27 protein-coding genes and 1 pseudogene are annotated in these 24,529 nt (G+C 59.3%); 18 read left to right on the forward strand and 10 right to left on the reverse strand.

Going from position 1 to position 24,529, the window contains the following annotated elements:
- Nucleotides 1-151 precede the first annotated feature (151 nt).
- Nucleotides 152-1,276: a polysaccharide pyruvyl transferase family protein gene (locus C7I85_RS17835; protein WP_106725369.1), complete on the reverse strand. Its 1,125-nt coding sequence runs from the start codon at nucleotides 1,274-1,276 to the stop codon at nucleotides 152-154.
- A 263-nt stretch (nucleotides 1,277-1,539) separates the two neighbouring features.
- Here C7I85_RS17835 and C7I85_RS17840 point away from each other — a divergent pair, with 263 nt between their 5' ends.
- On the forward strand, nucleotides 1,540-2,667 hold the full coding sequence (locus tag C7I85_RS17840) for a GSCFA domain-containing protein (protein ID WP_106725370.1): 1,128 nt from the start codon (nucleotides 1,540-1,542) through the stop codon (nucleotides 2,665-2,667).
- On the opposite strand, the gene C7I85_RS17845 is transcribed toward C7I85_RS17840, so the two are convergent.
- Nucleotides 2,664-3,050, reverse strand: coding sequence for a hypothetical protein (locus tag C7I85_RS17845; protein WP_106725371.1), 387 nt, complete (start codon nucleotides 3,048-3,050; stop codon nucleotides 2,664-2,666). The genes C7I85_RS17840 and C7I85_RS17845 overlap by 4 nt on opposite strands.
- Nucleotides 3,047-3,262, reverse strand: a complete 216-nt coding sequence (locus tag C7I85_RS30585) for a hypothetical protein (protein ID WP_146148896.1) — start codon at nucleotides 3,260-3,262, stop codon at nucleotides 3,047-3,049. The genes C7I85_RS17845 and C7I85_RS30585 overlap by 4 nt, the downstream gene beginning before the upstream one ends.
- 164 nt (nucleotides 3,263-3,426) lie before the next feature.
- On the opposite strand from C7I85_RS30585, the pseudogene C7I85_RS17855 reads away from it, so the two are divergent.
- The 3 genes and pseudogenes from C7I85_RS17855 to C7I85_RS17865 all read left to right on the forward strand — a co-directional run.
- Nucleotides 3,427-3,645 (forward strand): annotated as a pseudogene (locus tag C7I85_RS17855) (DUF6088 family protein); the annotation flags it as partial.
- 194 nt (nucleotides 3,646-3,839) lie between these two features.
- The gene (locus C7I85_RS17860) at nucleotides 3,840-4,214 is read left to right on the forward strand and encodes a nucleotidyl transferase AbiEii/AbiGii toxin family protein (protein WP_280954386.1); all 375 of its coding nucleotides are present in this window, start codon (nucleotides 3,840-3,842) and stop codon (nucleotides 4,212-4,214) included.
- A 28-nt stretch (nucleotides 4,215-4,242) separates the two neighbouring features.
- Entirely contained in the window at nucleotides 4,243-4,482 is a 240-nt protein-coding gene (locus C7I85_RS17865; RefSeq protein WP_245444986.1) for a GSU2403 family nucleotidyltransferase fold protein, read from the forward strand.
- Nucleotides 4,483-4,962: 480 nt separating this feature from the next.
- Here the strand turns inward: C7I85_RS17865 and C7I85_RS17870 are convergent, their stop codons facing one another.
- From C7I85_RS17870 to C7I85_RS17880, 3 genes are all read right to left on the reverse strand, one after another.
- Entirely contained in the window at nucleotides 4,963-5,223 is a 261-nt protein-coding gene (locus C7I85_RS17870; RefSeq protein ID WP_106725373.1) for a DUF982 domain-containing protein, read from the reverse strand.
- A 233-nt stretch (nucleotides 5,224-5,456) separates the two neighbouring features.
- Complete coding sequence (locus C7I85_RS17875; RefSeq protein ID WP_245444987.1) at nucleotides 5,457-5,756, reverse strand: GYD domain-containing protein; 300 nt, start codon at nucleotides 5,754-5,756, stop codon at nucleotides 5,457-5,459.
- 26 nt (nucleotides 5,757-5,782) lie between these two features.
- Nucleotides 5,783-6,442, reverse strand: coding sequence for a cysteine hydrolase family protein (locus C7I85_RS17880; protein WP_106725375.1), 660 nt, complete (start codon nucleotides 6,440-6,442; stop codon nucleotides 5,783-5,785).
- A 108-nt stretch (nucleotides 6,443-6,550) separates the two neighbouring features.
- Here C7I85_RS17880 and C7I85_RS17885 point away from each other — a divergent pair, with 108 nt between their 5' ends.
- Nucleotides 6,551-7,450: a LysR family transcriptional regulator gene (locus C7I85_RS17885; protein ID WP_106725376.1), complete on the forward strand. Its 900-nt coding sequence runs from the start codon at nucleotides 6,551-6,553 to the stop codon at nucleotides 7,448-7,450.
- A gap of 54 nt (nucleotides 7,451-7,504) precedes the next feature.
- Here C7I85_RS17885 and C7I85_RS17890 read toward each other — a convergent pair whose 3' ends face one another.
- Nucleotides 7,505-8,425 (reverse strand): LysR substrate-binding domain-containing protein, encoded by a 921-nt coding sequence (locus C7I85_RS17890; RefSeq protein ID WP_106725377.1) that lies wholly within the window; start codon nucleotides 8,423-8,425, stop codon nucleotides 7,505-7,507.
- Between the two features lie 177 nt (nucleotides 8,426-8,602).
- Between C7I85_RS17890 and C7I85_RS17895 the strand changes: the two genes are divergently transcribed.
- From C7I85_RS17895 to C7I85_RS17910, 4 genes are all read left to right on the forward strand, one after another.
- On the forward strand, nucleotides 8,603-9,412 hold the full coding sequence (locus tag C7I85_RS17895; RefSeq protein ID WP_245444988.1) for a transporter substrate-binding domain-containing protein: 810 nt from the start codon (nucleotides 8,603-8,605) through the stop codon (nucleotides 9,410-9,412).
- 14 nt (nucleotides 9,413-9,426) lie between these two features.
- The gene (locus tag C7I85_RS17900) at nucleotides 9,427-10,104 is read left to right on the forward strand and encodes an amino acid ABC transporter permease (RefSeq protein ID WP_106725379.1); all 678 of its coding nucleotides are present in this window, start codon (nucleotides 9,427-9,429) and stop codon (nucleotides 10,102-10,104) included.
- Nucleotides 10,105-10,182: 78 nt separating this feature from the next.
- Complete coding sequence (locus C7I85_RS17905; protein WP_106725542.1) at nucleotides 10,183-10,923, forward strand: amino acid ABC transporter ATP-binding protein; 741 nt, start codon at nucleotides 10,183-10,185, stop codon at nucleotides 10,921-10,923.
- Nucleotides 10,924-10,934: 11 nt separating this feature from the next.
- Complete coding sequence (locus C7I85_RS17910) at nucleotides 10,935-11,657, forward strand: MBL fold metallo-hydrolase (protein ID WP_106725380.1); 723 nt, start codon at nucleotides 10,935-10,937, stop codon at nucleotides 11,655-11,657.
- A 532-nt stretch (nucleotides 11,658-12,189) separates the two neighbouring features.
- Here C7I85_RS17910 and C7I85_RS17915 read toward each other — a convergent pair.
- A complete protein-coding gene (locus C7I85_RS17915; RefSeq protein ID WP_106725381.1) occupies nucleotides 12,190-12,867 on the reverse strand; it encodes an ArsR/SmtB family transcription factor in 678 nt (225 codons plus the stop codon).
- 74 nt (nucleotides 12,868-12,941) lie between these two features.
- On the opposite strand from C7I85_RS17915, the gene C7I85_RS31010 reads away from it, so the two are divergent.
- The 3 genes from C7I85_RS31010 to C7I85_RS17925 all read left to right on the forward strand — a co-directional run bounded on the left by C7I85_RS31010 (nucleotide 12,942) and on the right by C7I85_RS17925 (nucleotide 15,876).
- Nucleotides 12,942-13,085, forward strand: a complete 144-nt coding sequence (locus tag C7I85_RS31010) for a hypothetical protein (protein ID WP_181257216.1) — start codon at nucleotides 12,942-12,944, stop codon at nucleotides 13,083-13,085.
- Nucleotides 13,086-13,088: 3 nt separating this feature from the next.
- Entirely contained in the window at nucleotides 13,089-14,324 is a 1,236-nt protein-coding gene (locus C7I85_RS17920; RefSeq protein WP_106725382.1) for an MFS transporter, read from the forward strand.
- Between the two features lie 337 nt (nucleotides 14,325-14,661).
- The gene (locus C7I85_RS17925; protein ID WP_106725543.1) at nucleotides 14,662-15,876 is read left to right on the forward strand and encodes a M24 family metallopeptidase; all 1,215 of its coding nucleotides are present in this window, start codon (nucleotides 14,662-14,664) and stop codon (nucleotides 15,874-15,876) included.
- 315 nt (nucleotides 15,877-16,191) lie between these two features.
- Here C7I85_RS17925 and C7I85_RS17930 read toward each other — a convergent pair whose 3' ends face one another.
- Complete coding sequence (locus C7I85_RS17930; RefSeq protein ID WP_106725544.1) at nucleotides 16,192-16,971, reverse strand: creatininase; 780 nt, start codon at nucleotides 16,969-16,971, stop codon at nucleotides 16,192-16,194.
- Between the two features lie 96 nt (nucleotides 16,972-17,067).
- Between C7I85_RS17930 and C7I85_RS17935 the strand changes: the two genes are divergently transcribed.
- The 5 genes from C7I85_RS17935 (at nucleotide 17,068) to C7I85_RS17955 (ending at nucleotide 22,120) form a co-directional block, all read left to right on the forward strand.
- On the forward strand, nucleotides 17,068-17,982 hold the full coding sequence (locus tag C7I85_RS17935; protein ID WP_106725383.1) for a LysR substrate-binding domain-containing protein: 915 nt from the start codon (nucleotides 17,068-17,070) through the stop codon (nucleotides 17,980-17,982).
- Between the two features lie 104 nt (nucleotides 17,983-18,086).
- Nucleotides 18,087-19,223: a polyamine ABC transporter substrate-binding protein gene (locus C7I85_RS17940; protein WP_106725384.1), complete on the forward strand. Its 1,137-nt coding sequence runs from the start codon at nucleotides 18,087-18,089 to the stop codon at nucleotides 19,221-19,223.
- A 127-nt stretch (nucleotides 19,224-19,350) separates the two neighbouring features.
- A complete protein-coding gene (locus C7I85_RS17945) occupies nucleotides 19,351-20,196 on the forward strand; it encodes an ABC transporter permease (RefSeq protein ID WP_106725545.1) in 846 nt (281 codons plus the stop codon).
- Nucleotides 20,193-21,029: an ABC transporter permease gene (locus C7I85_RS17950; protein ID WP_106725385.1), complete on the forward strand. Its 837-nt coding sequence runs from the start codon at nucleotides 20,193-20,195 to the stop codon at nucleotides 21,027-21,029. Before C7I85_RS17945 ends, C7I85_RS17950 begins: the two co-directional genes overlap by 4 nt.
- The gene (locus tag C7I85_RS17955) at nucleotides 21,026-22,120 is read left to right on the forward strand and encodes an ABC transporter ATP-binding protein (RefSeq protein ID WP_106725386.1); all 1,095 of its coding nucleotides are present in this window, start codon (nucleotides 21,026-21,028) and stop codon (nucleotides 22,118-22,120) included. The genes C7I85_RS17950 and C7I85_RS17955 overlap by 4 nt, the downstream gene beginning before the upstream one ends.
- Nucleotides 22,121-22,149: 29 nt before the next feature.
- Here C7I85_RS17955 and C7I85_RS17960 read toward each other — a convergent pair whose 3' ends face one another.
- On the reverse strand, nucleotides 22,150-23,154 hold the full coding sequence (locus tag C7I85_RS17960; protein ID WP_106725387.1) for a GlxA family transcriptional regulator: 1,005 nt from the start codon (nucleotides 23,152-23,154) through the stop codon (nucleotides 22,150-22,152).
- Nucleotides 23,155-23,264: 110 nt separating this feature from the next.
- Here C7I85_RS17960 and C7I85_RS17965 point away from each other — a divergent pair, with 110 nt between their 5' ends.
- Complete coding sequence (locus C7I85_RS17965; protein WP_106725388.1) at nucleotides 23,265-24,518, forward strand: sarcosine oxidase subunit beta family protein; 1,254 nt, start codon at nucleotides 23,265-23,267, stop codon at nucleotides 24,516-24,518.
- The last annotated feature ends 11 nt before the right edge of the window (nucleotides 24,519-24,529 follow it).

Raw genomic sequence — 24,529 nt, forward strand, 5'->3', positions numbered from 1 at the left:
GAGCTTCTCCAGAAAAGGCTGTAAAAATGCAGAAAGCTCCGTATCCCAATCTGTCATATGCACCCCCAACAAAGAGAGCACAAATCATCTCAAACCAGACTTGCCCGAATCTGCCAAAGTAGTGCTAAGGAAGCCAGATCAAGCATCGCTGCTACCCAAGGAGAAAATCAAACCCGAAGCAATCCTGCAGGTACAGAATTGGACCGGCAACGGTAGGCGCGATGGACAGGGACGAAACCTCCGCGAACATTGCCTTGGCTTTGTCTTTTGCCTTTTGAACATAGGCAGCTATAGAAAAGGAATCCTCGTCATTCCATTCCTCGACCTTGCGGTATGCTTCATGAGGGTCGTTGGTTATAAGATGCGCTAGGTCGGCATCCTCCAACAAGCCCTCCACTTTATAGGTATTTGAAGACATCGCGGCAAACGGCCTCGCGGCAAGCATCGCCATGCACATGGCATGGAATCGACCTGCGACAACACCTCTGGAAGAGGCGATTTTGGCGAGGATTTCAGAAGTCGACTGCGGCTTTCTCAGTTCACGTTCCATGCGCATGTGTCCAAGCATTTTCGGCTTGAAAAGTGATTTTCTGAGCGGCCTGAATAACGGGTTCTTTCTCAGTTCGGGCGGACCGGCGCGGTCGAGCCGACCTGCATCGGTGTATACGCATTCGGGCAACGACGAATTGTCTGCGAATGGATTGGCTGGTTCGGAGCCGTCGAGATGAAGGAAGCTGACGTCACTTCTCGCAACAGCAACCCTTTTGATCCGGGAAAAACTGTCGCCGTTTGCGTTGTCAGTTGTGATGATCGTCGAGCTTTTCGGCAGCTTGATTAGCTCGCTCATAGCCTCGCTGGACAATGTGAGGTCAGGGACCACCTCTGCTCTTAATCCGACATCACGCATTGCTTTCGCGCTTCGGGACTCTCGCGCGTATATTCTGTCAAAAGCCTGGCAGTCAGACGCGATCTTCGAATCGTTCCGCTGGTACACAGTGTTCATAAGAACGCTCGGGACGCCTGCACCCTGACAAAACGGTCCGACCTCAGCAAGTGCATGAGCGGAATGGGTGGAGTCGTGCAAGGTGCCTTCACCATTGACAATTACCAGGTCCGCGCTTCGCATCAGATCCAGTAGGCCGTCATGCTTTCTCCAATCGGTATGTACGGACGCCGTAGCCGCGATCCTGATACCGACCGATGCGGCGAGTGAAGTGATTTGGCTGACGACAATGCGACATCCCAAATGGGCTTTTGTCGAGGTGTCGTTTATCAAAACAGCGTTTTTCAGGTTCGTCTTCCCGCAATTGCAGCGCTCGACGCGATAAGTAACCTTATTGCCACCGGCCTACAACGTAGAAAGAGCCAGCCGCCTTCAGGTGAGGCGAAAGGTGCTGACTGGTTCCAAACTGGAACCGGTCCCGGCGCAGTGTCGACGTAGCCTTTCAGTCGAAGTCAATATTTCGGGTGATGAATGGTGCGAGAGGCGCTAAGAGTGCGCGCATAATCATGCGACCCTCAAACCGAAGCAGTGACCAGATGGCGGAGCTTACAGAATATCATCAGGATGGGAGGACGAAGAAGACGACCTACTCGTTCTTCCGTGGTGAAAATGCCAATTTTCACCCGACAGACGAAAGCTTAACGCGTTCTGGATTTGTCCGGGATTACGTCGTCAAGAATTTGGCGCCCAAAGAGCCGACGATCAGCAAGTCATCGCGCATTGTGGCTTTCGGCTCCTGCTTTGCCATCAACATCCAGCGATATCTTGCAGAGCGCGGCTACAACTTGCTGACCCATGGGAGAAAGGACACTTACGTCAGCTCCATGGGCGATGGCATCGTCAATACCTTCGCCATCAGACAGCAGTTCGAATGGGCTTGGCTCGGTCGCGTCCCGGAAGTGGAATTGTGGCATGGATACCGCGCAGAGGTCTTCGGTTACGATGAAAAGATCCGCCAGGCCACCCGAGATGTTTTCGACAACTGCGACGTATTCATAATTACTCTAGGCCTTTCAGAGGTTTGGTTCGACGAGCCCACCGGTTCCGTATTTTGGCGTGCTGTCCCGCAGGAATTCTACGATCCAGCACGACATAAATTCCGTGTCAGCAGTGTCGCCGAAAACCTGGAAAACCTCACTGAAATCCACAAACTGATCAGGGAGCACCGACCCGACGCCCAAATCGTTTTCACCCTCTCGCCAGTACCATTGACAGCAACTTTCCGCGATAAGAGCTGCATCATTGCCAACTCGGCCTCGAAGGCGATTCTGCGTGCTGCGCTTGATGAGTTCATGCGCGGACCGACGCTAAACGATGATAAGGTCTTCTACTTTCCTTCCTATGAGATCGTGAACAGCTGCTTCATTAATCCTATGATGGAAGACAGAAAACATCCGCATGATCATGTCATCGAACTCAATATGAAAGTGTTCGAACGCTACTTCTGCAAATCTGGACTGACGGACGCCGATGTCGACCGAGCTTTTGGGAGGGCAGCGCTTCTAGATTATACAGTTGCCCGAGACGGTCATCTCGCCGTGCCAAGAAAGAAGGCGCCCAAAGCCGGCGGCAATGTGCCGAGGCCGGTTATTCTGGGCGAAAGTAGATATTCAAGGTTACTTCGTGCACTTCGCAGGCCATGGTCAAGGCTGCGCCAGGCCTAGATCGGCTCCGGAACGATAAGGTTCGGACGTTGATCGGGAGACCGCCCGGTGCGGGTTGACTGTGGCGGTTGCGTCCTGAACCGGCGCGCCACCACTTCGAAGACGATGTCCGAGATCCACATCGCGCAGGTGCCGATCAGGAAGGCGGATGCAAGAACGGCCTGGGCATCCTCGCCTGGTAACGGCCAGCCCACCGCCTTCAGATAATGAACTGTTGGCAGCGTGAGATAAGCCGCCGCCAGCGCACCGCAGATCGGCGACAGGATCATCTCCCGCACCTTGAGCTTCTTGCGCGACAGCGCACGCAGGACGCCGCCGGAGAGGCCGGCGACGACAACCGAGCCGTTGATGCCCAGCGCCTCCATGATTTGCGTGAGCGTCATTTGCGGCACCCCGGCTGGCTGTTGCAGGTTCGATTGTGGGCGGCGACCTGACGCGCGAAAGGCTGGTCGTTCTGGATGATGAACTGCCGCGTTACCGGCGACGGCGTCAGCAGCTCGAAGCCAGCGCCGTCATTCGCAGGTGTCTGGCTGCACCCAGCGGCCATCAAGCTTGCGGCAAAGGCCAGCGGCATCAAGGCGTTTGATTTCCGCATTGGTCTTGCTCCTTTCGCGGATGAGGTCGATCGATCTGGTGAGGGTTGCGGAGCGCTCCGAAACTGCGCCCGCGCGATAGGCCTGCCAATGGCTGAATGTCAGAAAAAATATGCTATTTTTCTGACATATGAAAACGACCAATGCTTCTGTTCCGGATCGGATTATGTGGCGCGCCCGCTCCGGCGGGCGCGGCGGCGTCTTCACGCCCAGTGATTTCCTCGACGTGGCCGGTCGAGCCGCCGTCGATCAGGCCCTGTCCCGGTTGGCCAAGACCGGAAAGCTCCGCCGGCTCGCACGCGGGCTGTACGATTTCCCGAAGGTGCATCCGAAGCTCGGACTTCTTTCCCCGGCGCCGGATGACGTCGCGCAGGCGCTCGCGCGTGCGCAGACCGTGAACTTTCACTACCCGACGGCTCTGCCGGCGGGCGTGTATGCGGGCATGGCCTACATCACGCCGCGCGTAAAGCTCGAGCTCGGTGCGCGCGGAGATCCCTGGCCGACCGAAGCCAAGATCATCCGAGCTTACGCCGCGGACGAATCCCTGGCTATTTCGAAGAGCCCGACACCATCGTCACCGTGCTGGCGGCCCAGCGCACCTTCTGGGAGGCGCATCGCCCGGCGGCTTCGGCGACGCCGCAGTATTTCTCGCGGCACTATTACGATCTCGCCATGTTGCTCGACACCGACGAGGGGCAAGCGGCCGCTGTTGATTTCGAACTGCTTGAGACGGTGGCCAAACACAAGGCGGTCTTCTTCAGGTCGGGCTGGGCGAGCTACGACACGGCTCGTCAGGGAACGTTGCGGCTGATGCCCAACGAGGTCCGGATGAAGGATCTGCGCGCCGACCGTCGGGCGATGGCGCCTATGATGTTCGATGTAGCTCCGCCGCTGTTCGATGACATCCTTCGTCGTATCGACATTGATCCGGGAAGCCGGGCTCGCTGCACCTGATCGCTTCCACGGCGATGTGGTTGAGGCGATGGGCAAAGCTTTTCCGACTTCGTGGAGTCTTGGTCGGTACTGTAGCGTTCCAGACATACGCGAGGTACTCGGGGTAAGGCTGCCGAGTGCGCCACTTCAGACCGGAGATGCCGATTTTGCCCAGCACTGTTCGGTGGCATCGCTCGCTGATGGCAGTTTGCCTCCGATACTCTACATTCTCAGAGACGTGGATTCGACTTTCGGGAAATCCCTCATCGATCGAACCCGACGAAAGTAACCCATTGAGAATGCCTCGGCGTTGGTGCGTTGATCTGTTAACCGGCGGACAACATTTTGCACGCCGGAACACACTCGGCATCAATGAGCGCTTCGACCTTCTTCGCAAATACTGACGAGGTTCTCAGAGTTCCGGCATATCTCGCGGAGCCGTGGCAAGCAGCTCCACCGTCTCCACCAGCTCCGCCTTGCGCACCTCGAGCCGATCCATCTCCGCCTGCATGCTGGCCTAGAACGTGCCGCCTTGATCGCTTCGATCATCGCCAGGATCTGGTTATCGACCTTCGCCAACTCGGTGCGCCAGGCATTCACTTGACCGCATGCTCTGGAACAGTGTTCGCGGGCTCATCAACGCCGGCCCGCCAATGCTCTATTTCCGGTTCGGTGCCGATGGCATCGAGATCAAACCGGAGTTTCTCATCCCGCGGCAGAACGATAACCGGCAAGAAATGGGAGGTCACGTCGCATTGGCGGCATGAGATCAGGCACGCACTTCCTCGTCGAGAAGAACGCGGGCCTCCTGCGCGGCTGCTATGAATGCCTTTCTAGCGACGCTAGGAGGCTTCTTGCCCTTGATGACCTCAAGACAGGCTCTCATGGCTTCCTGTCTTTTTTTGTCGCAGGTAGATGGCCAGGCGCGCAGCAGAATTTTCGCGGCGTCTTCCGTGCCGAGCACGATGCGGTCCCGATCAATTCGACCGATCTGAACGCGCACTGGTTTGTGAAAAAGCTTCATCCCCATGAACGGTACTCCGTACCTAGCCATGCCCACGGTCAGAATGGGTCGCCCCCGAGTTGCGGACAAGTCTTCCCCGCACTTCAGTCCACAGGAATCACCTCTCATCTGGAGTAATTGCCACTGGCGACTATCGAGTGCTTGCAGAGGCCGAGGAAGCCGCAGGGTATATGCTGTGCGCTGCATATTCCCCCGATATCCTCTCGTCTTTTCGCATCTAGCTTGTCACGCAGGCCTAGTCATTGAAATTGGCCTACAATTTCGTTCCACCTGCTCGTGTCGAATGCTGGTAGAATTAGCGGCTCGACATGCCCATCGCGTCTCGCAGTTAAGACGTACTGCATCATGGCCTCGTTATTTGGCATCTCGAACACTTGTACGAAGTCGTAAGCTCCCATGACGGCGTAGAATGCGAGGGAACGGCCTCCCACCGCTGCGACGCGGGCCTCGCTGATCTCGCGCCGCTTCGGACTGTCGGCCAATTCCAGAAGCCCCTTCTCGGTGAGCTTCATGAGGGAGACGTACTTTTGATGGCCCATGGTGGCTGACTTTCCTGTCATGGCTTTTACAGTTCCGATAGCGCCTTGAGCACTGCTGAAGAATCGGAGAGCGTGCCGAAGATGCCGTTTTCGACGGTCACCATGTGCAAGGCAGCCTCATGAGCGTATTGGTCGCCGCTCGCACAAGCATCCGCGATCGTCAAACACTGGAAATTTCGGTCGCAAGCCTCACGCAGCGTCGTGTGGACGCAAACGTCTGTCGTGCATCCGGCAAACAGGAGATGCGTGACGTCCTGCGCATGAAGGATGTGTTCGAGGTCGGTATAGGTGAATGCGCCGTTGCACGTCTTGTCGACGATGATGTCCTCCGAGCGGACGTCGATCTCGGGAACGATCTCGAATCCAGGACTCCCACGCACCAGAACGTCGGTGCCATCCATACCGGATCGCTTGCGACGCCATCTTTCGTAGGGCGTCATGTCCGCCAAGTCGGCGCGATAACCCTGCCTGGTGTGGATCACTCGGATGCCAGCAGCGCGGCAGGCTGAGATCAACTTCGACACCGTCGGCAAGATCGCCCGCAGGGGTGACGGATCGTAGCCCTGCTTGGCGAAGTAGCCATCCACCGAGAGGAAATCGTGCTGCATGTCGATGACGATCAGTGCCGTCGCAGCGGGGTCAAGGTTTCCGTCGTAGGGAAAGTCAAATGGTTTGGCTTTAATCATCTTGTTCGTCCTTTCCGCTTGGTCGTAACATTCAACTTTGGGCGGAAAAATCGATTTGTTTTGCGCTCGATTGTTTCATAGATTTGAACGATCACAGACGGGACGCGCATGGCTCGCACATTGACGTTTCTTCACTACCTCCCGGCCTTCGAAGCGGTGGCGCGTTTGAAAAGCGTGCGAAGAGCGGCGGAAGAACTCAATCTAAGTCCGGGTGCCATCTCGTTCCAGATGAAGAAGCTAGCCGAAGCGACAGGCATCACCCTCTTCGAAAAAGTCGGCAGGAACGTCGCACTCACGGCGGCAGGATCGGACTTCGCGCAGGCGGTTCTGGCGTCACTAGGTCACCTTGAATCCGCGGCACATACCGCAAGGGCTTGGGATAGCTCTCGAAGGCCGATGTCGTTGACTGTGTCCGTTCCTACTGCCCTCGGCATTGCCTGGTTGAGCAGCACGATTGTTGAATTTGCGGAGGCTAACAACATCCCCAACCTTACGATCAAACAAGCCATCACCGCCGATCAGGTCACGTGGGAAGCCACTGACCTCGCGATCGTCTATGACAATCCTCCTTTCGCCGGGCTTCATTGGCGCTCGCTTAGCGAAGTCCGCCTGAACACGGTCTGTTCGCCCATGCTGTTTCCGCGGTTGGACCTGCAGCACCGCGAACGGAAACTAAACGGGATTACCTTGTTTCACGAGGATGAAGGCGAGGAATGGGCAAGATGGGCGATCGCCGCCCGTGTCAGCCTCGAGGGCAGCGGTCGTGTACGGGTCGATTCGGTGGCGCAAGCCGTCGCGTCCGCCGTACAAGGCAAAGGACTCGCCCTGGTTTCCGATGTGTTGACACGCAGCTACCTCGCCGAGGGGCGCTTGATCCAGCCGTTTTCGACGTCCATCAATGCGGGCCGAGGATATTACATCTTGTGCCAGGGGAGCCGCGCCAAGGAACCGCTCATAGAGGCTCTGAGCGACCGAATTATCGACTATCTCCGCCGCAACCCGACATGACTGACGGAATTCGCCCAGCCCAATCGAGATGCGAACAAGGCGGGCCTGGGAAACTCAACGTGCAACGTCGTCCCTATGCGGAGAGGACGCCACCGAGGCTTCGGCGATGAGCCAGTCTATGAAGTAACTTACGTCCGGACGTTCGCGTTTCGACTCTGCGCACAGGCAGTAATAATTATGAATGGCCGGGACGGCGAGCGGAAGCGGTTGGACGAGTCTGCCTTCATCGAGGTCCCGCGCAGAGATGATTTCGTCACTCAAGGCGACACCATATCCATCCCGAGCCGCCTGAAGGACGATACCGAAATCATCGAAATACACGTCCGAAAATCCCATATAGGCCCCTCCAGCGGCAGTGTAGTATCTGCGCCATTGGGACCCGTCGTCCTCATGCAGCAGCCGATGATTGGCCAAATCGCTCAACTGTCGGATCGCGTTCGGACCGCGCAGTAGCTGGGGGCTGCAGACAGGGGTCATTTGGACTCCGTGCAGCAAGCGCCACCAGAAGCCCGACCAGGGCGGAACACCGTAGACCACCGCGACATCAACCTTGCGCCAGTCCACGGCGCTGAACTGTCCCGCGGTCACGACATTCAGAGTGAAGTTCCTGTTGTCCCCCATGAACTGGAACAGACGGGTGGCAAGCCACGCCACGCCATGAACCTGGGGCATTGAGATCGTCAAAACACTCTTGCTGATGTCAGCGGATTTTTGGTTGGCGACCTCGCGGATGCCCACGGTGAGCGCGTCCATAGCCTTGCGAACTGAGCGTTGGAGAACCGAGCCGTATTCGGTCAAGACCAGCTGACGGCCGCGCTTTTCGAACAGTTCGACGCCCAACGCGAGTTGAAGGGAGCGAATCTGCTGGCTGACCGCGCCCGGCGTGACATGCAGTTCCGCCGCGGCCGCTCCCACGTGACCCAGCCTGGCCACGCTTTCGAAGACCCGGAGAGCATTGAGAGGTGGCAATTGCATGGTCTTCCCCCAGTCGCCTGTACCTAACGATCGCGAGGCCAAGATCGTTTAGTTTAATTGCGGATTTTTGCTTAAATCTTTTAGCTTGTTTGCACAGTTTCACCCTGTACCAATGACCCACACGTGACAAGGGCGACAAATAAAGGGAACACACGAATGAACAACCAACCACGCAAGTTGGCCGGGCTTCTTTGCGGAACCGTCATCGCATTGGCGCTAGGCAGCCAGGCTTCCGCAGCCGCGTCGGACAAGCCCGAGTTTGCCTCCGGCGGAACGCTGAAAGTTTGCACCGCGGGGGACTTTCCGCCGATGCAGTACTACAAGAACCCCGGAGACGCGGAACTCATTGGCTTCGAAGTCGATGTGGTCAATGCGATAGCCAAGCAGTGGGGAGCGAAAGCAGAATTCGTCGTTGGAGACTTCAAGGGGCTTCTGCCGTCACTCGACTCCCAGCGCTGCGACCTTGTCGCGAGCGGCATTATGATCACGCCGGCACGCCTCGAGAAGTACGACGGTGTTCCGTATTTCGGTTCCCATGTCGTGCTGCTCGTACCTTCGACAGACGAAGAGACCAAAACGCCCGAAGACATGAGCGGCAAGCTTATGGCGATCGAAGCCGGAACCACCTACGAAAAGACTGTGGCCGACCTCAATGCCACGCTCGCGTCTGCCGGAAAGGACCCAGTCGACATGCAGACATATCCGTCTGCATCCGGAGTAATCGAACAGATTCTCGTTGGCCGGGCGGCTTCCACCATAACGCAGGATACAACCGCCGCGTTTCGCATGATGCAAATGCCCGACAGGCTCAAGATCGCCTACACATATGATGAAAGCGAGACCTATGGCATCTACATGCGGAAGAATCCTGAAGACCGCAGAATGGCGAAGGAAGCCATTGAAGCCCTCCAGCAAAGCGGCGAGATGAAGGCCCTGCTCGCGAAGTGGAGCCTCCCGGCCACGTCCACTGACGTCGCGCACGACTGACGGAAGCGGGACGGATGTTCGACTTCAATCTGTTCACCACCGCAATTTTCGGCTGGCCCCTTGCGAAAGGGGCCTTGCTCACCTTGGTGCTTTCGGTGTCGGTGATGGCGGTCTCTCTGGTCGTCGCGACATTCTTTGGACTCGCGGCCGGGTCCGGGAAGAAGCCTATGCGCTGGCTGATCGGCTCCTATGTGTGGCTGTTTCGGGGCGCACCGGCACTGCTGATCCTGCTTTTCGTGTGGAACGGGCTTCCCCAACTCTCCCCCGTTTTTAGAGCGACGTGGTTTACGCCCTTTGTTGCTGCGTTCCTGGCGCTTATGCTCATCCAGGTTGCTTACTTGACGGAGATTCTGCGCAGCGCGTTCGCGGCGGTCGGCAAGGGCCAGCGCGAGGGGGCGGCCGCCTTGGGGCTTCACCGCTGGCACACATTCATATTGATCACGCTTCCCCAGGCTCTGAGAATCGCCGTGCCATCGCTGGTCAACGAATTCATCTCGCTGCTGAAGGCAACATCGCTCGCCACCGTCATTTCGCTAAAGGAACTGATGACTGTCACCCAGTTCGCCATCGCGACGAGCTTCCGGTTCCTCGAATGGTATGGAGCCGCGCTGGTCTACTACATGCTCATGGTTTCGGTTCTGACATTCGCGCAGTCCCGGATCGAGGCCGTGCTCTCACGCGGCCATCGCTGATCGTCAGCATCTCACTTCATCCTTGGAAAGAATATCAGGATGTTTCACGAACGGTCCTCGGCCGATGCTGCCGACATCATGCCTGAAATGCCGGCCATTCGGCTCGTCAACGTCAACAAATGGTACGGCACCTTTCAGGTGCTGCACGACGTATCCCTCACAGTCGAGCGAGGCTCGCGGGTCGTCATATGCGGCCCATCCGGATCGGGCAAGTCGACGCTGATCCGGTGCATCAACCGCCTTGAGACACACCAGCGAGGCGACATCATTGTCAACAGGGTTGAGCTTACCGACCAGCTCAGCAAGATCGACCGGGTCCGCAGCGAAGTTGGAATGGTATTTCAGCACTTCAACCTCTTTCCGCACCTCACCGTGCTCGATAACTGCACCCTGGCACAGCGTTGGGTGCGCAAGCGCTCCCGGAAGGAAGCCGACGAGATTGCGATGGCATTCCTGGAGCGGGTCCGGATTCCCGAAAAGGCCCAACGCTACCCCGGCGAGCTGTCCGGCGGGCAGCAGCAGCGGGTCGCCATCGCCCGGGCCCTATGCATGAACCCAAGCATCATGCTGTTCGACGAACCGACATCGGCGCTCGATCCGGAGATGGTGAAGGAAGTCCTGGACACGATGGTCAGCCTTGCCGAGGACGGAATGACGATGGTCTGCGTCACCCACGAGATGGGATTCGCGCGCCAGGTCGCAAACGAGGTGGTTTTCATGGATGGCGGAAAGGTCATCGAGAGAAACACGCCCGAGGCTATCTTCTCCGCACCGTCAAAGGAGCGGACGAAACGCTTTCTCAGCAATCTCCTTCATTGAACGGGCATCGCATGAGCGCGCAGCATAGTTGGTTCGAGACCGAGCCGTATCCTGGCGGGATCAACCGCATTTGGGAACCGCACGTGCATTCGTTTTTCCGGGCCAACCTCTATCACGTTGTCGGACGGGACGCCGATCTCGTCATCGATTTCGGCATGGGGCTGAGATCGTTGCGCCAGTTCCTGGGGCTGAAGGATGACCGACCCGTGATCGCGGTGGCGACGCACGTGCATGTTGATCATGTCGGCTCGTTTCATGAGTTCCATTGCCGGCTGGGGCATTCCGCGGAGGCGCCCGCGTTCTCGACAATGTCAGACACGAGCACATTGGCTGATCTCTTCCGAACGCAACCCGATGGCGTGTCACGGGCTCCAGATCCGGAATGGACACCCGACCGCTACCGGATCACGCCTGCGCCCCTTTCCGACATCTTGGACGAAGGTGCGCAGGTCGATCTCGGTGACAGAAGCTATCGTGTGCTGCATCTGCCGGGGCACTCGTCGGGCTCCATCGGGCTGCTGGATGAATTGAACGGCGTTCTGTTCAGCGGGGATGCCATTTACGACGGGACGCTGGTGGATGATCTACCGGGCTGCGACAAGAGCGAGTATCGCAAGACGATGGAGAGACTTTGCGATTTGGATGTCTCCGTCGCGTTTGGTGGACACGGGGTTCCGATGGCGCGCAAGCGCATGCAATCGATCGCGGAGAACTACTTGGATTTGTGCTCCTGAAAGAAGCCTGGCTTGGCGCTTGATGATGCCGCCGAATGGTTACGAGAGAGTCGGTGTTGTCATACCAGAACATTTGTCAGGGGTCGGCGCCGATTCTTGCCCTCGTCACTCAGGCTCGCACTCATGGAAACGATGCAGACCGCAGACAGATAGGCGGCAACAACGCTTACCTAGTTGTTGCGGCAGTCTGCTCAGTTCCAGTTTCCATTTCAGTTTCAGAATGTGAGAGCGCAGACCGCCGGCAAATGTCATCCATTTGAGCGGATGCTTTGTCATGCCTATTCAGAATCCACGGCCGTGGGCCTACAGCCTACCAGTGGCGTTCATGCTTCTGGAGCGCATCCGGCGCGGTGAACTGCCAACGGACTTGCAGGCGGGGGATGCCCCGATCCTCGACCGCTGGATCCTTGGCCATCGCCCGGTTCCATGCCTGGCTGGGCTTTCGACAGCCATCCCAGGCTCGCTGGCGTAAACCTGTCGATCGCAACGTCGGACCTGTGGCTGATGTCGGAAGACCGGACGTTCGATTGGGTCAGCGTGTGCTGGCAGGCTCTTCAACGGCGAGGCCGCTCGCCTTCCACTCCGGATAGCCGTCCTCGAGCCGCATGGCCTTGAAGCCCTTGGCGCGTAGGGCGGCGACAGCTTCGAAAGCGAATACGCAATACGGCCCGCGGCAGTAGGCTACGATTTCGGTGTCGGGCGACAGTTCGTTCAACCTGCTTTCCAGTTCGGCCAGCGGGATATTGAGCGCTCCCGGCAGATGGCCAAGCGCGAACTCATCTTCCGGACGAACGTCGAGCACAGTCACAAGCCCGTCGGCAATTCGGCTGACCAAATCTTCGCGGGAGACGGCCTCCAGCGAATCCCGCTTATGGAAGTAATCGCTCATGACGCGATTGACCTCGGCGACGTTTCGTTCGCCGACCCGGCCAAGTGATTTGACGAGCGTGACGACTTCTGTGCCGCCCGCAAGGCTGTAGAGCACATTCTTGCCGGCCCGCTCCGTTTCGACGAGCCGCGTGCGGCGCAGAATCTGAAGATGCCGCGAGGTGTTGGCGAAGGTCATGCCCGTCCGTGCGGTCAGGTCTTCCACCGATCGCCGTCCCTGCGCCAGATGCTCCAGTAGCTCCAGTCTCTTCGCATGACCGAGCGCCTGCGCAATCTCGGCTAGGCTCTCGAAAATCGCTTGTTTCGGTCTTGGGCTTGACAAGCTTGCCTCCAAATATGATCATTCAGCAGAACGATTGAATGAAGTTATCATCAACGACTACGGGGCGCAAGACAATGATCCTCAGACAGTTCCTGCATGCCGAGCATCAGGCGTTTCGCATCGACTGCGAGGCGGATTGCGTCGGCCTCCCGCCGGCGCTGGCGGAGGCCGGGAAACTGCGCGCCGACTATTCCGGTCGTGCCGACAGGGTGGGCTAACCGATGGCGATCGAAGCGGCTTCGAAGCCGGCATCCGTCGTCAAGCTCGGGTTGAAGGAGAACTGGCGGCAGTTCTCATTGCTCATGCTCATCAATGCCTTCGTGGGGGGCATGGTGGGCATCGAGCGCACCGTGGTTCCGCTGATTGGCTCGGAAGAGTTTCACATCGAGTCCACGACGCTGATCACCTCCTTCATCATCAGTTTCGGCGTGGTGAAGGCGTTCGCCAACCTGGTTTCAGGCCAGCTCGCCGATAGCTGGGGACGCAAGCGCGTGCTGGTGACCGGCTGGCTGATCGGCCTCCCGGTCCCGTTCATGATCATTGCCGCGCCCAATTGGGAATGGGTCATCGCGGCGAACGTTCTGCTGGGCCTGAGCCAAGGTTTTGCCTGGTCGATGACGGTCATCATGAAGGTCGATCTGGTCGGGCCCAAGGGTCGGGGGCTGGCCGTCGGCCTCAACGAATTTGCGGGCTACTTCGCGGTTGGCTTGACTGCCTTCCTGACTGGCTATCTCGCCAGCCGCTACGGCTTGCGCCCCGCGCCGATCTATCTCGGCGTCTTCTACGCCATCGCCGGCACGATCCTCTCCACTTTGATTGTGCGCGACACGCGCCATCACGTCCGGGTAGAGGCTAGTGGGGCCAAGGAGGCATCGCCGCTGACGTTCCGCGAGGTGTTCATGCTGACCTCGTTCAGGAACCGCAACCTCTTTGCGGCGTCGCAGGCTGGCCTTATCAACAATCTCAACGACGGTATGAGCTGGGGCATCTTTCCCCTGTTCTTCACCACATTCGGCCTTGGCGTCGAACGGATCGGCATTCTGAAGGCGGTCTATCCGATCGTGTGGGGCGTTGGCCAGGTCGTAACCGGCCCGCTGAGCGATCGGTGGGGACGCAAGGGCCTGATCGTCGCCGGCATGTGGGTCCAGGCGGCCGGCCTTCTCCTAACCGCGCTGACCGGTCGGTTCGAGTGGTGGATGTTCGCCAGCGTCCTGCTCGGCCTGGGAACCGCGATGGTCTATCCGAGCCTGATCGCGGCAGTCTCGGACGCTTCGCATCCGACATGGCGAGCCCGCTCCTTGAGCGTCTACCGGTTCTGGCGCGACCTCGGCTACGCCATTGGCGCGCTCTCCGCAGGCCTGATCGCCGACCGCTTCGGATTCAGCGCTGCGATCATCACGATCGCGGTCGTCACCTTCCTGTCCGGTACAATCGTCGCCTTCGTCATGCGTGAGTGAACGGCGAGGGTCGCCGGGTCGTGCGACGACGTTTGTCAGGTTCGGCCCAACCCAGTTTCCAAGCTCCACGTCGGAAGGTGGATCGGTATTTTCGGCGACATGCCGACGGTTTGCCTCGAGGCCGAGAACGCATCAGTAAAAGTGCCTGTTTGGGTTTGTAGCGCTCAGCTAATCGTTTGATGCTGCATCTAGTGCTTGACTCATTTGATTCATAAGGAAGCTTTATATCGTCATTTCTTGAATAAATTTTCGAAATGGCCTCGGCGATCTTAGTCTGAGCTGCATCAATCCCGGCTCAAGGAGGAGTAGCCCAATGGCGGATGATGTACTCAACGCAATGACCGATGACATGTTGCACGTCATGAAGTGGCACAACGGCGAGAAGGATTTTTCGCCGTTCTCGGATGCCGAGATGGCGCGTCGCCAGAACGATGTGCGCGGCTGGATGGCCAAGAACAATGTCGATGCAGCGCTGTTCACGTCCTATCACTGCATCAACTACTATTCCGGCTGGCTGTACTGCTATTTCGGCCGCAAGTACGGCATGGTCATCGATCACGACAAGGCGACCACCATCTCCGCCGGCATCGACGGCGGCCAGCCATGGCGCCGCAGCTTCGGCGACAACGTCACCTACACCGACTGGCGACGCGACAACTTCTACCGCGCCGTCCGCCAGTTCACAGCGGGCGCCAGGCGCATCGGCATTGAGTTCGACCATGTCTCGCTCGACTTCCGCCGCCAGCTTGAGGAAGCGCTGCCTGGCGTCGAGTTCGTAGACATCGGCCAACCCTCGATGTGGATGCGAACCATCAAGTCGGCCGAGGAACACAAGCTGATCAGGGAAGGCGCGCGCGTCTGCGACGTAGGTGGCGCGGCCTGCGCGGCGGCGGTCAAGGCCGGCGTTGCCGAGCACGAGGTTGCGATCGCCACCACCAATGCCATGATCCGCGAGATCGCCAAGTCGTTCCCCTTCGTGGAACTCATGGACACCTGGACCTGGTTCCAATCGGGCATCAACACCGACGGTGCGCACAACCCGGTCACCAACCGTATCGTGCAATCGGGCGATATCCTGTCGCTCAACACTTTCCCGATGATCTTCGGCTACTACACCGCGCTCGAACGCACCCTGTTCTGCGATCACGTCGACGATGCCAGCCTTGACATCTGGGAGAAGAACGTCGCCGTCCACCGTCGCGGTCTGGAACTGATCAAGCCGGGCGCGCGCTGCAAGGACATCGCGATGGAGCTCAACGAGATGTACCGCGAGTGGGACCTGCTGAAATATCGTTCGTTCGGCTACGGCCATTCCTTCGGGGTGCTATGCCACTATTACGGCCGCGAGGCCGGCGTGGAATTGCGCGAGGATATCGACACTGTGCTGGAGCCCGGTATGGTGGTGTCGATGGAGCCGATGGTCATGCTGCCCGAAGGCATGCCTGGCGCCGGCGGTTACCGTGAGCACGACATCCTGATCGTCAAGGAAGACGATGCCGAGAACATCACCGGCTTCCCCTTCGGTCCCGAGCACAACATCATCCGGAACTGACGGGATCGGGGGCTATTGTGGGTTTTCATATTCCCCATGACTGGCCAAGGAGAACGGCGGGTCGGCAAGGCCGGTCCGCAGGATACTTTCGGCATCTGGCCGCATGGCTCGTCCATCCGGTCATTGATTGGGCGCGACGCCTCGGCGATCGGCACCTCATCAGTGGTGCTTGGGATGGGCAGCAGCAGCCTGCGGAGGAGCCGGGGCGCAAATCCCGCGGACTGGTTCCGCCCCACCGCTCCTTTTGATCGCTACCGAAACAGAAAAGAGCCGCGGCGTCGCCGCGGCTTTCCGCGTTTCTGAGAGAAGGTTAGGTCAGCGCGGGAACTCTGCTTCCAGGGCGTTCACGATGCCATCGACGCATACTTGCAGCAGTAACTTACCTTTCTCGGCCGAAGCTTCCTTCGGCGAGGACAGGGTACCGCTTACGGGCGTCCATTCGGGCCTCGGCGGGTACACGTCGTAGGGTGGGAAACTCGCTGGCGCATGATCGATCGCGCGCTCGAGGCGCACCTGCTCGGGATGAAGCGCCAGCATCAGTGAGGTTTCGAGTACGCCGCCATGTTCGATATCCCAGCCAGGGAACCCGTTGGGATAGAGCCGGGCGATCGTCGCCTTGTCCACGAAGTCCCAGTAGGAAAGGACGACGATCTTCATATCCTCGATGCCGCTCCATCTAAGTTCGCGCAGGGCCAGGTCGATGCCCTCGATGATGAACCAGGAATTCTCGAAATGGCCGTTGACCAGGCTGATGCGGCGTACGCCGTGGCGGGCGAACTCCTTGATGACGTCGCGCAGCGTCGCGACCAGCGTTGCGCCGTCAAGGCTGGTAGTGCCGGGCAAATGGTTGCCGCCCCCCGATTTCTGGTGCGACTTGTAACCATAGGTGAAGGGCGGGGCGACCAGCGCGCCGATGCGGCTGGCGATGCGCCGCGCGAATTCGACTGGCAGAAGCACGTCGACATTCATCGGCATGTGGTGGCCGTGCTGCTCCATCGAGCCGATGGGCAGCAGGATCGGCGTGACGCCATCCCGCACCCTGGCGTCATAGTCGGGCCAGGAAAGCTCGGCGGCGAAAACGGATTGCTCAGGCATGGACTTCTCCCATTTTGTCTCGAAGTCCATGATTGGGACCATTGCCAAGATATGAGAAATTTATAATCGTCATCCTCGCATGAGGAATCGAAATCCATGCGTAACATAGTCAATTTCCAGACTGACCTGCTGCGCACCTTCGTGTCGGTGATCGACCTAGGTGCCTTTACCAAGGCCGGCGAATTGTTGGGGCGCACCCAGCCGGCAATTTCGCTGCAGATACGCCGGCTTGAGGAGCTGGTTGGGGCGCCCGTCATCAAGCAGGTCGGGCGCTCGCTGATGTTGACCGGCGAGGGTGAGATGCTTCTGAGTTATGCGCGTGAGATCCTGCGGCTCAACGACGAAGCAGCCTCCTATTTCAACCGGGCCAAGATTTCTGGGGTGCTGCGCGTTGGTCTACCCAACGACTATGCGGTGGCTTTCCTACAGGGCGTGATCACCGAATATACGCGCCAGCATTCTGAAATATCGCTGGAGATCTATTGCGGCTGGAGCGCGGAGATCCTCGACCGCCTGCGTGCCGACGAGCTCGATCTTGCGATTGCCATGGTCAACAGTGAGCGGGCGCAATATCTCTCCCGCTCATGGATCGAGCGTCCGATCTGGGCCGCCGCGGAAAGCGCGCGTTTCGATCCCTCGTCGAGCGTTCCGCTCGCCGCACACCCGGAAGGGTGTGCCTACCGCGCGCGCATGATCCAGGCCCTCGACGTCGCACAGATGCGCTGGCGTGTTGCCTATACCGGACCCGGCATTGCCGGACTGCAGAACGCGGTGGTCAACGGTCTTGGGGTCAGCGCACTGACCCGCTACACCATGCTGCCGGGCATGCGTGCGCTGGACGAGGCCGATGGTTTCCCGCCGCTGGCCGAAATCCGCGTCGGCCTGTTCTACAAGCATCCGCGCCTTTCGGACGCGGGGATACGCCTTGTGAACCACATCATCGCCCGGCTGGACGAGGCCGGCGTTTCCGGTGATCCAGTGCGCAGCCATGCGGAGCTCGACCGCCAGTAAGTATCGCCAATAAGCAATGTAAATGCGAAAATTATGATAATTAATTTTCCAAATGCATATGCCGTGCATACCCTTGCGGAAACAAAACCAAAAAGGGGAATGCGATGGCTATCAAGGGAGTATTGTCGGGGCCTCGTACCCGGCGTGAAATTCTAAAAGGCGCGAGCGTCATCGGCGGCGGAATGCTGGCGATGCCATATCTTGGCCGGCTAGCCTTCGCCGAGCGTGTTGAGCTCAACATGCTGGCCTGGTACGGGCATGCTGAGCCGGATGTGGTCGCTGAGTTCGAGGCCGAGAACAACGTCAAGTTCAAGCCGAAATACTATACCGGCGGTGACAACATGCTGGGCCTGATCGCCCAGTCGCCTCCCGGAACCTTCGATCTCATCCTGTCCGATGCCGAATATGTGCAGCAGCTTAACGCTGCTGGCTATATCGAGGAACTCGATCCCAGGGACTACAATTTCGACGATTATTTCCCCGAGTTCCAGCACTTTCCCGGCCACTGGAAGGACGGCAAACTCTACTCGGTGCTCACACGCTTCGGTTTCCTCGGGGTCGCATACAACACCGATGCGATCACTGAAAAGGAAGCCTCGACCTACAATGTTTATTGGGCAGACAAGCTGAAGGGCAAGGTCGGACATTTCGACTGGCACTTGCCTAACCTGGGTCAGATGAGCCTGCTGAACGGCAACGCCTCGCCCTACGACATTGACGACGCGGCCTGGAAGGCAGTGCAGGAAAAGACGAAGTCGCTGCGCCCGCAGATCGGCGGCTTCTTCGACTATGGTGGCACCTTCTCGTCGTTGCAAAACGGACAGATGCTGGCCATGGCCGGCATAGGCGATTGGATCACCGGTACGCTGGAACGCAACGGCGCCAAGGTGCGCAGCGTCATTCCAGAGGAGGGCGGATTGCAGTTCACCGAATCCTTCTCCATCGGCAAGGGCACGCAGAAGGGGGAACTGGCCAAGAAGTGGATCCAGTATATCACCTCGCCCAAGGGGCAGGTGAAGTCGGCCAACATGGTGGCTTATCCGTGTCTTATCCCGAACAAGAAGGGCTGGGACCTGCTGGCCAAGGAAACTCCCGAAGAGGCCAAGCGCCAGGGCATGCTGCTCAACCAGAGCAATGTAATGGACCTCATTCGCAACGGCCGCATCAAATATCGCCAGTTGCCGGTGCAGCAGAGCCTTGAGGACTGGAACGACTTCTGGTCCGAATACAAGGGCTCGTAATCGACGGACCTTCCGGGTTCGCTGTTGACGGCAGCCGGGGCAGGGGCGGGGGGGCGCCTGCCCCGTTCCGGCAATCTCTGCGCGGCGACTGGTCGAGCAGTCGAGCCTCCAGCCTGGAATGGAAGCGATGCGGAAATCGATCACACTCTATGGACTGACCTTTTCCCTGCCTATGCTGATCTGGCAGATGATGTTCTTTCTCGCACCGCTAGTGTTCCTGATCGCACTCAGCTTCTGGACGGTGAAGAATTTCCGCATGCAGCCGGATTTCGACACCATCAACTGGGTCAGAATGCTTGGCCGCAGCGTCTTCTGGGATGCTTACCTGCGCACCTTTGGGCTGGCGACCGTCGCCGCAATCATCACCAGCGCACTGGCATTTCCCTGCGCCTATGCCATCGCCTTCAAGCTTTCGGACACGGCGCGGCGCTGGGCCATCTTCCTGATGGTCATTCCCTTTTTCACCAGCTATCTCGTGCGGGTCTATTCCTGGCAAATCTTTCTCTCCGACCACGGTATCATAAATGCCCTATTCGCGCGGGTGGGGCTCGGGCCGTTTGGCATGCTCAATTCCGTCTTCGGCACGATGGTCGGCTATCTGACGCTGAGCTTGCCGCTAGTGGTGCTGTTGCAGCTCTTCAGCCTGATCTTCGTCGACAGGACTCTTATCGAAGCAGCGCACAATCTGCGCTGCGGCCGGCTTCGCACCGTCTTCGAGGTTGTCATTCCGGCTGCTCGGGTGGGGCTGGTGATCGCGGCGCTGTTCTGTTTCATCCTCACCTTCGGCGATTTCGTTAGCCCCCTCTACCTCGGGGGCGGCGATCCGCCCACGCTATCGATCCTGATCACCGATACAACCAAGTCCGGCCAGCAATGGCCGCGGGCGGCGGTGATCGCGCTCGCCATGATCGCAACGCTGCTCGCGGTTGCCTTCGCTGCGGTGAGTTACGCCTATAAGGAGCGCGGCAGATGAATGACTTCAATAGCAACCGGCTGATCGACTGGGCGCTGAAGCTCTATGTGCTGCTGGGCTTTGCCTTCATCTTCGCGCCGATCGCGGCAAGCTTCATCTTCTCGTTCAACGTAGACCGTTTTCCTTCGCTGCCACTCGGAGGCTTCTCCACGATGTGGTATGAGGCGGTGATCAACGATCCGCTGGTATGGGAGGGGCTGCGCAACACGCTGATCGTGGGCGTCGTCGTGTCGGTGCTGGCGACAGCCATTGGCTTCGGCGCGGCCTATACAGACCTTCGCTACAAGTTCTTCGGCAAGACCTTCTATCTGGCGCTGGCTCTGCTGTCACCGACCATCCCCGTGGTGATCCTCGGCTTGGCGATGCTCGCCTTCCTGTCGAACATCAACCTGTCGGGTGGCATCCATTCGATCATCATCGCCCATGTGGTGATGTGCGCACCCTTTGCCATGGCGATCGTGCGGCTGAGGCTCTCGCAGATGGACCCCGCGCTTGAGGCGGCGGCGTGGAACCTCGGCGCGTCGGAATGGAAGGCGATGCGCCATGTCATCTTCCCCTTCTGCAAGCCGGCTATCTTTGCGGCGCTTTTCATCACCATGGCCGTGTCCTTCGATGAGTTCGCCGTGGCGTGGTTCGTCTCGGGTCTCAACGAGACCTTGCCCGTCAAGGTGCTCGGTTTCTTGCAGGGCCAGGTCAGTCCTCGGATCAATGTCATCGGCACGTTCGTCTTCGTCACCTCGATGACGCTGGTGGTGCTTGCTCAGATCCTGCTCATGAAACGCAGTGCCGCGCCCAAGGCGGAGGCAATACCAGCCGGAGTAACACAGTCATGACCGACCAGCCCCTCGTCGTATTCGACGGCGTCGTCAAACGGTTCGGGAATTTTGTCGCCGTCGAAAAGATAGACTTTGAAATCCGCAAGGGCGAGTTCCTGGCCATCATGGGTTCGAGCGGCTGCGGCAAGACCACGACGCTGCGCATGCTGGCCGGGCTCGAGGCGCCGACCGAGGGCGACATCCTCCTTGCCGGCAAACGCATCAACGATCTGCCTACGTGGAAGCGCGACACGCCCATGGTATGGCAGAGCCTTGCGCTTTTTCCATTTCTCACCGTGCGAGAAAATGTCGAGTTCAGCCTGCGCATGCGCGGCGTGGCCAGAGCCGAGCGTCGCGAGCGCGTCGACAAGTGGCTGGAGCGCATGCAGATCACCGAGTTCGCCGATCGCAATGTCGCGCATCTTTCAGGTGGCCAGCGCCAGCGTGTGGCGCTCGCCCGTTCTTTGGTGACGGAGCCGGAGATACTGCTGCTCGACGAGCCGTTATCGGCGCTGGACGCGCATCTGAAGGTGCGCATGCAAACGGTGCTTTCAAATCTGCAGCGTGAACTCGGCATCACCTTCGTCTATGTCACGCACAGCCAATCCGAGGCGTTCTCGATGGCCGACCGCGTCGTCATCATGAGCCGCGGGCGCATCGAGCAGATCGGCAATCCGCAGGAGATCTACCGCGCGCCGCGCACCAAGTTCGTCGCCGAGTTCCTCGGCTCGTCCAACATCTTCGCTGGCAGCGTGTCCTACGCCAACGGCCAGTCGGTGAAGATCGCCACCCCGGCCGGCGAGTTCATTGTTGCGTCCAATGATGCAAGGCCCCTTGCTAAAGGCGACAAAGCGACCTTCGTGGTGTCGGGCGACCGCATGCATCTCAGCAAGCAGCCGCCGGCTGATGGTTACAACGCCATGCAGGCATCGGTGGTCGGTGAGGAGTTCGTCGGGGCGACCGCGGTGATCCATCTAGAAGGCGCGGAACGCATCGAGATCAAGGCACAGAAGAGCCACGAGGAGCTTGAGAGGCTGAATCTGGAGCCAGGCGCCAAGGTCTGGGTATCGTGGCGTCCCGAGGCGACGCACATCCTGCCCGGCGAATAGCAAGATCTTCCTGAATCGGCGCTAGCTGCTCAGGCCGCCTTGCGGAATACCGCCGGCGTGATGCCGCGCCGCTCGCGAAAGGCCAGGATGAAATGTGAGGAGTCGCAAAAGCCCGTCGATGTCGCGATCTCGGTCACCGACTGATCAGTGTGGCGCAGCAAGAACTCGGCATATTCCAGCCGCATGATCTTGTAGGCGAGCGTCGGCGCCATGCCGACATTCGCCTGGAAATGCCGCTCGAGCTGGCGCCGGCTTGCGCCCAGGCGGCGTGCTATCTCGGCCGCCGACAGCGGCGCATCTATGTTCTGTTGCATCAGCAGCAGCGCCTTTTTCACCAGCGCGTCGTCCGTCGTCAGGTCGAGCGGAATGCCCGGCTGAGGCTTCTCGGCTCTCAGTGCATCGTCGATAATCATGATGTGCAGGCTCTTGCGTGCCTGCGCCCGGCCGACATGTTTCTCCACCAGATGCGCGGCCAGATGCGCCGAGCTTGCGCCGCCCGAGCACGTCAGCCGGTCGCGGTCGACGACGAATATCTGATCGGAGACAGGCTTCAGTCCGTCAAACTGTTCCAGAAAGTCGGCATGGTGGAACCAGCTGACGCAGCAGCGATAGCCGTCCATCAGGCCCGCGCGGTGCAGTATGAATGCGCCGGTACAGACACCGACCAGCGGCACCTTCGCCGCTGCCGCGCGCTGCAAGTAGCGCGCATATTCGGGGCTTAGATTGGGGATCTCGTCGATCAGTCCGCCGACCACGACGATATAGTCGTATTTGCGGGGATCGCCGAGCCACTCGTTTGGCTGCACCAGCACGCCGCAGCTCGACGGCATCGGGTTCATCGTATCCGACAGCACCGTCCACTCGCACAGGATTGGCCGGCTGCGGTCGCCCTCGTCTGCGGCGAGCCGCAGCACGTCGACGAAATTGGCGAAGGCGCACAGCGTGAAACGGCGTGCGAGGATGAAGCCCACCGACAAGCGCGGGGCAAGGCTAGCGCGCCTCTGCTGCTGACCGGACCCGACACTGCGTTCCATGGAGCCTCCCGCGACCTTGTCGCAGGGATAACATTATGATGACGCAACTGTTCTGTCCAACATCGAGACGTTTCTCAATACTCGGACCAGGTTGAACTCCGAGGTGTGCCATGGCCCGTTTCTCGTTTTCGTCGCTGCTGACAAATGCCCTGACCGGCAACAAGAACTGGCAGCCGCAATGGCCTGATGCCGAGCCCAAGGCTGAATATGACGTCATTATCGTCGGGGCAGGCGGTCATGGGCTTGGCGCCGCATACTACCTTGCCAAGGAACATGGCATCACCAACGTGGCCGTCATCGAGAAGGGCTGGCTAGGCGGCGGCAACACCGGCCGCAACACCACCATCATTCGCTCCAATTATCTCTACAATGAAAGCGCGATGCTCTACGAGCACGCAGTGAAGCTGTGGGAGGGCTTGAGCCAGGAGCTGAACTACAACGTCATGTTCTCCCAGCGCGGCGTCATGATGCTGGCCCACAATGTACACGACGTGCAGGGTTTCAAGCGCCACATCCATTCCAATCGGCTGAACGGCATCGACAATGAGTGGCTGACGCCCGAGCAGGCCAAGGAGTATTGCCCGCCGCTAAACATCGCCGCCAATGCCCGCTATCCGGTCATGGGGGCTGCGCTGCAGCGGCGCGGCGGCGTTGCCCGTCACGACGCGGTGGCCTGGGGCTATGCGCGCGGTGCTGCCGCGCGCGGCGTTGACATCATCCAGAATTGCCCGGTAACGGCCATTCGCCGCGGCCCGAACGGCAGCGTGGTTGGCGTCGAGACGGCCAAGGGTTTTATCCGGGCCAAAAAAGTTGCCGTCTCAGCCGCCGGCAGCACATCGGTGGTGATGGACACGGCTGGCGTGCGTCTACCGCTGGAAAGCTTCCCGTTGCAGGCCCTGGTGTCGGAGCCGGTCAAGCCGATCTTCCCCTGCGTGGTCATGTCCAACACCGTGCATGCCTATATCTCGCAGTCCGACAAGGGCGAGCTGGTGATCGGCTCGGGCACCGACCAGTACGTTTCCTACAGCCAGCGCGGCGGGCTGCCGCTGATCGAGCACACGGTTTCGGCGATCTGCGAGGTGTTCCCGATCTTCACCCGCATGCGCATGCTGCGCAAATGGGGCGGCATCGTCGACGTCACGCCCGACCGCTCGCCCATTCTCGGCAAAACGCCGGTGCCGGGCCTCTATCTCAATTGCGGCTGGGGAACCGGCGGCTTCAAGGCGACGCCGGGCTCGGCCCACGTGTTCGCCCACACCATCGCGCGCGACGAGCCGCACTGGATCAATGCGCCGTTCACGCTCGAGCGCTTCACGACCGGCCGGCTGATCGATGAGGCCGCGGCCGCGGCCGTAGCGCACTGAGGGAGGTTCCG

It is taken from the genome of Pseudaminobacter soli (ex Li et al. 2025), assembly GCF_003012705.1.
GTDB classification, from domain to species: Bacteria; Pseudomonadota; Alphaproteobacteria; order Rhizobiales; family Rhizobiaceae; genus Pseudaminobacter; species Pseudaminobacter soli.

What these genes read in the sequence shown, in the direction of transcription:
- C7I85_RS17875 (WP_245444987.1), bottom strand. Translation starts at nt 5,756, where the DNA reads ATGGGCCATCAAAAGTACGTCTCCCTCATGAAGCTCACCGAGAAGGGG.
- C7I85_RS17940 (WP_106725384.1), top strand. Translation starts at nt 18,087, where the DNA reads ATGGCTATCAAGGGAGTATTGTCGGGGCCTCGTACCCGGCGTGAAATT.
- C7I85_RS17935 (WP_106725383.1), top strand. Translation starts at nt 17,068, where the DNA reads ATGCGTAACATAGTCAATTTCCAGACTGACCTGCTGCGCACCTTCGTG.
- C7I85_RS30585 (WP_146148896.1), bottom strand. Translation starts at nt 3,262, where the DNA reads ATGCGGAAATCAAACGCCTTGATGCCGCTGGCCTTTGCCGCAAGCTTG.
- C7I85_RS17865 (WP_245444986.1), top strand. Translation starts at nt 4,243, where the DNA reads ATGGGCAAAGCTTTTCCGACTTCGTGGAGTCTTGGTCGGTACTGTAGC.
- C7I85_RS17920 (WP_106725382.1), top strand. Translation starts at nt 13,089, where the DNA reads ATGGCGATCGAAGCGGCTTCGAAGCCGGCATCCGTCGTCAAGCTCGGG.
- C7I85_RS17950 (WP_106725385.1), top strand. Translation starts at nt 20,193, where the DNA reads ATGAATGACTTCAATAGCAACCGGCTGATCGACTGGGCGCTGAAGCTC.
- C7I85_RS17880 (WP_106725375.1), bottom strand. Translation starts at nt 6,442, where the DNA reads ATGATTAAAGCCAAACCATTTGACTTTCCCTACGACGGAAACCTTGAC.
- C7I85_RS17930 (WP_106725544.1), bottom strand. Translation starts at nt 16,971, where the DNA reads ATGCCTGAGCAATCCGTTTTCGCCGCCGAGCTTTCCTGGCCCGACTAT.
- C7I85_RS17955 (WP_106725386.1), top strand. Translation starts at nt 21,026, where the DNA reads ATGACCGACCAGCCCCTCGTCGTATTCGACGGCGTCGTCAAACGGTTC.
- C7I85_RS31010 (WP_181257216.1), top strand. Translation starts at nt 12,942, where the DNA reads ATGATCCTCAGACAGTTCCTGCATGCCGAGCATCAGGCGTTTCGCATC.
- C7I85_RS17845 (WP_106725371.1), bottom strand. Translation starts at nt 3,050, where the DNA reads ATGACGCTCACGCAAATCATGGAGGCGCTGGGCATCAACGGCTCGGTT.
- C7I85_RS17870 (WP_106725373.1), bottom strand. Translation starts at nt 5,223, where the DNA reads ATGGGGATGAAGCTTTTTCACAAACCAGTGCGCGTTCAGATCGGTCGA.
- C7I85_RS17890 (WP_106725377.1), bottom strand. Translation starts at nt 8,425, where the DNA reads ATGCAATTGCCACCTCTCAATGCTCTCCGGGTCTTCGAAAGCGTGGCC.
- C7I85_RS17900 (WP_106725379.1), top strand. Translation starts at nt 9,427, where the DNA reads ATGTTCGACTTCAATCTGTTCACCACCGCAATTTTCGGCTGGCCCCTT.
- C7I85_RS17905 (WP_106725542.1), top strand. Translation starts at nt 10,183, where the DNA reads ATGCCTGAAATGCCGGCCATTCGGCTCGTCAACGTCAACAAATGGTAC.
- C7I85_RS17885 (WP_106725376.1), top strand. Translation starts at nt 6,551, where the DNA reads ATGGCTCGCACATTGACGTTTCTTCACTACCTCCCGGCCTTCGAAGCG.
- C7I85_RS17960 (WP_106725387.1), bottom strand. Translation starts at nt 23,154, where the DNA reads ATGGAACGCAGTGTCGGGTCCGGTCAGCAGCAGAGGCGCGCTAGCCTT.
- C7I85_RS17965 (WP_106725388.1), top strand. Translation starts at nt 23,265, where the DNA reads ATGGCCCGTTTCTCGTTTTCGTCGCTGCTGACAAATGCCCTGACCGGC.
- C7I85_RS17945 (WP_106725545.1), top strand. Translation starts at nt 19,351, where the DNA reads ATGCGGAAATCGATCACACTCTATGGACTGACCTTTTCCCTGCCTATG.
- C7I85_RS17910 (WP_106725380.1), top strand. Translation starts at nt 10,935, where the DNA reads ATGAGCGCGCAGCATAGTTGGTTCGAGACCGAGCCGTATCCTGGCGGG.
- C7I85_RS17925 (WP_106725543.1), top strand. Translation starts at nt 14,662, where the DNA reads ATGACCGATGACATGTTGCACGTCATGAAGTGGCACAACGGCGAGAAG.
- C7I85_RS17840 (WP_106725370.1), top strand. Translation starts at nt 1,540, where the DNA reads ATGGCGGAGCTTACAGAATATCATCAGGATGGGAGGACGAAGAAGACG.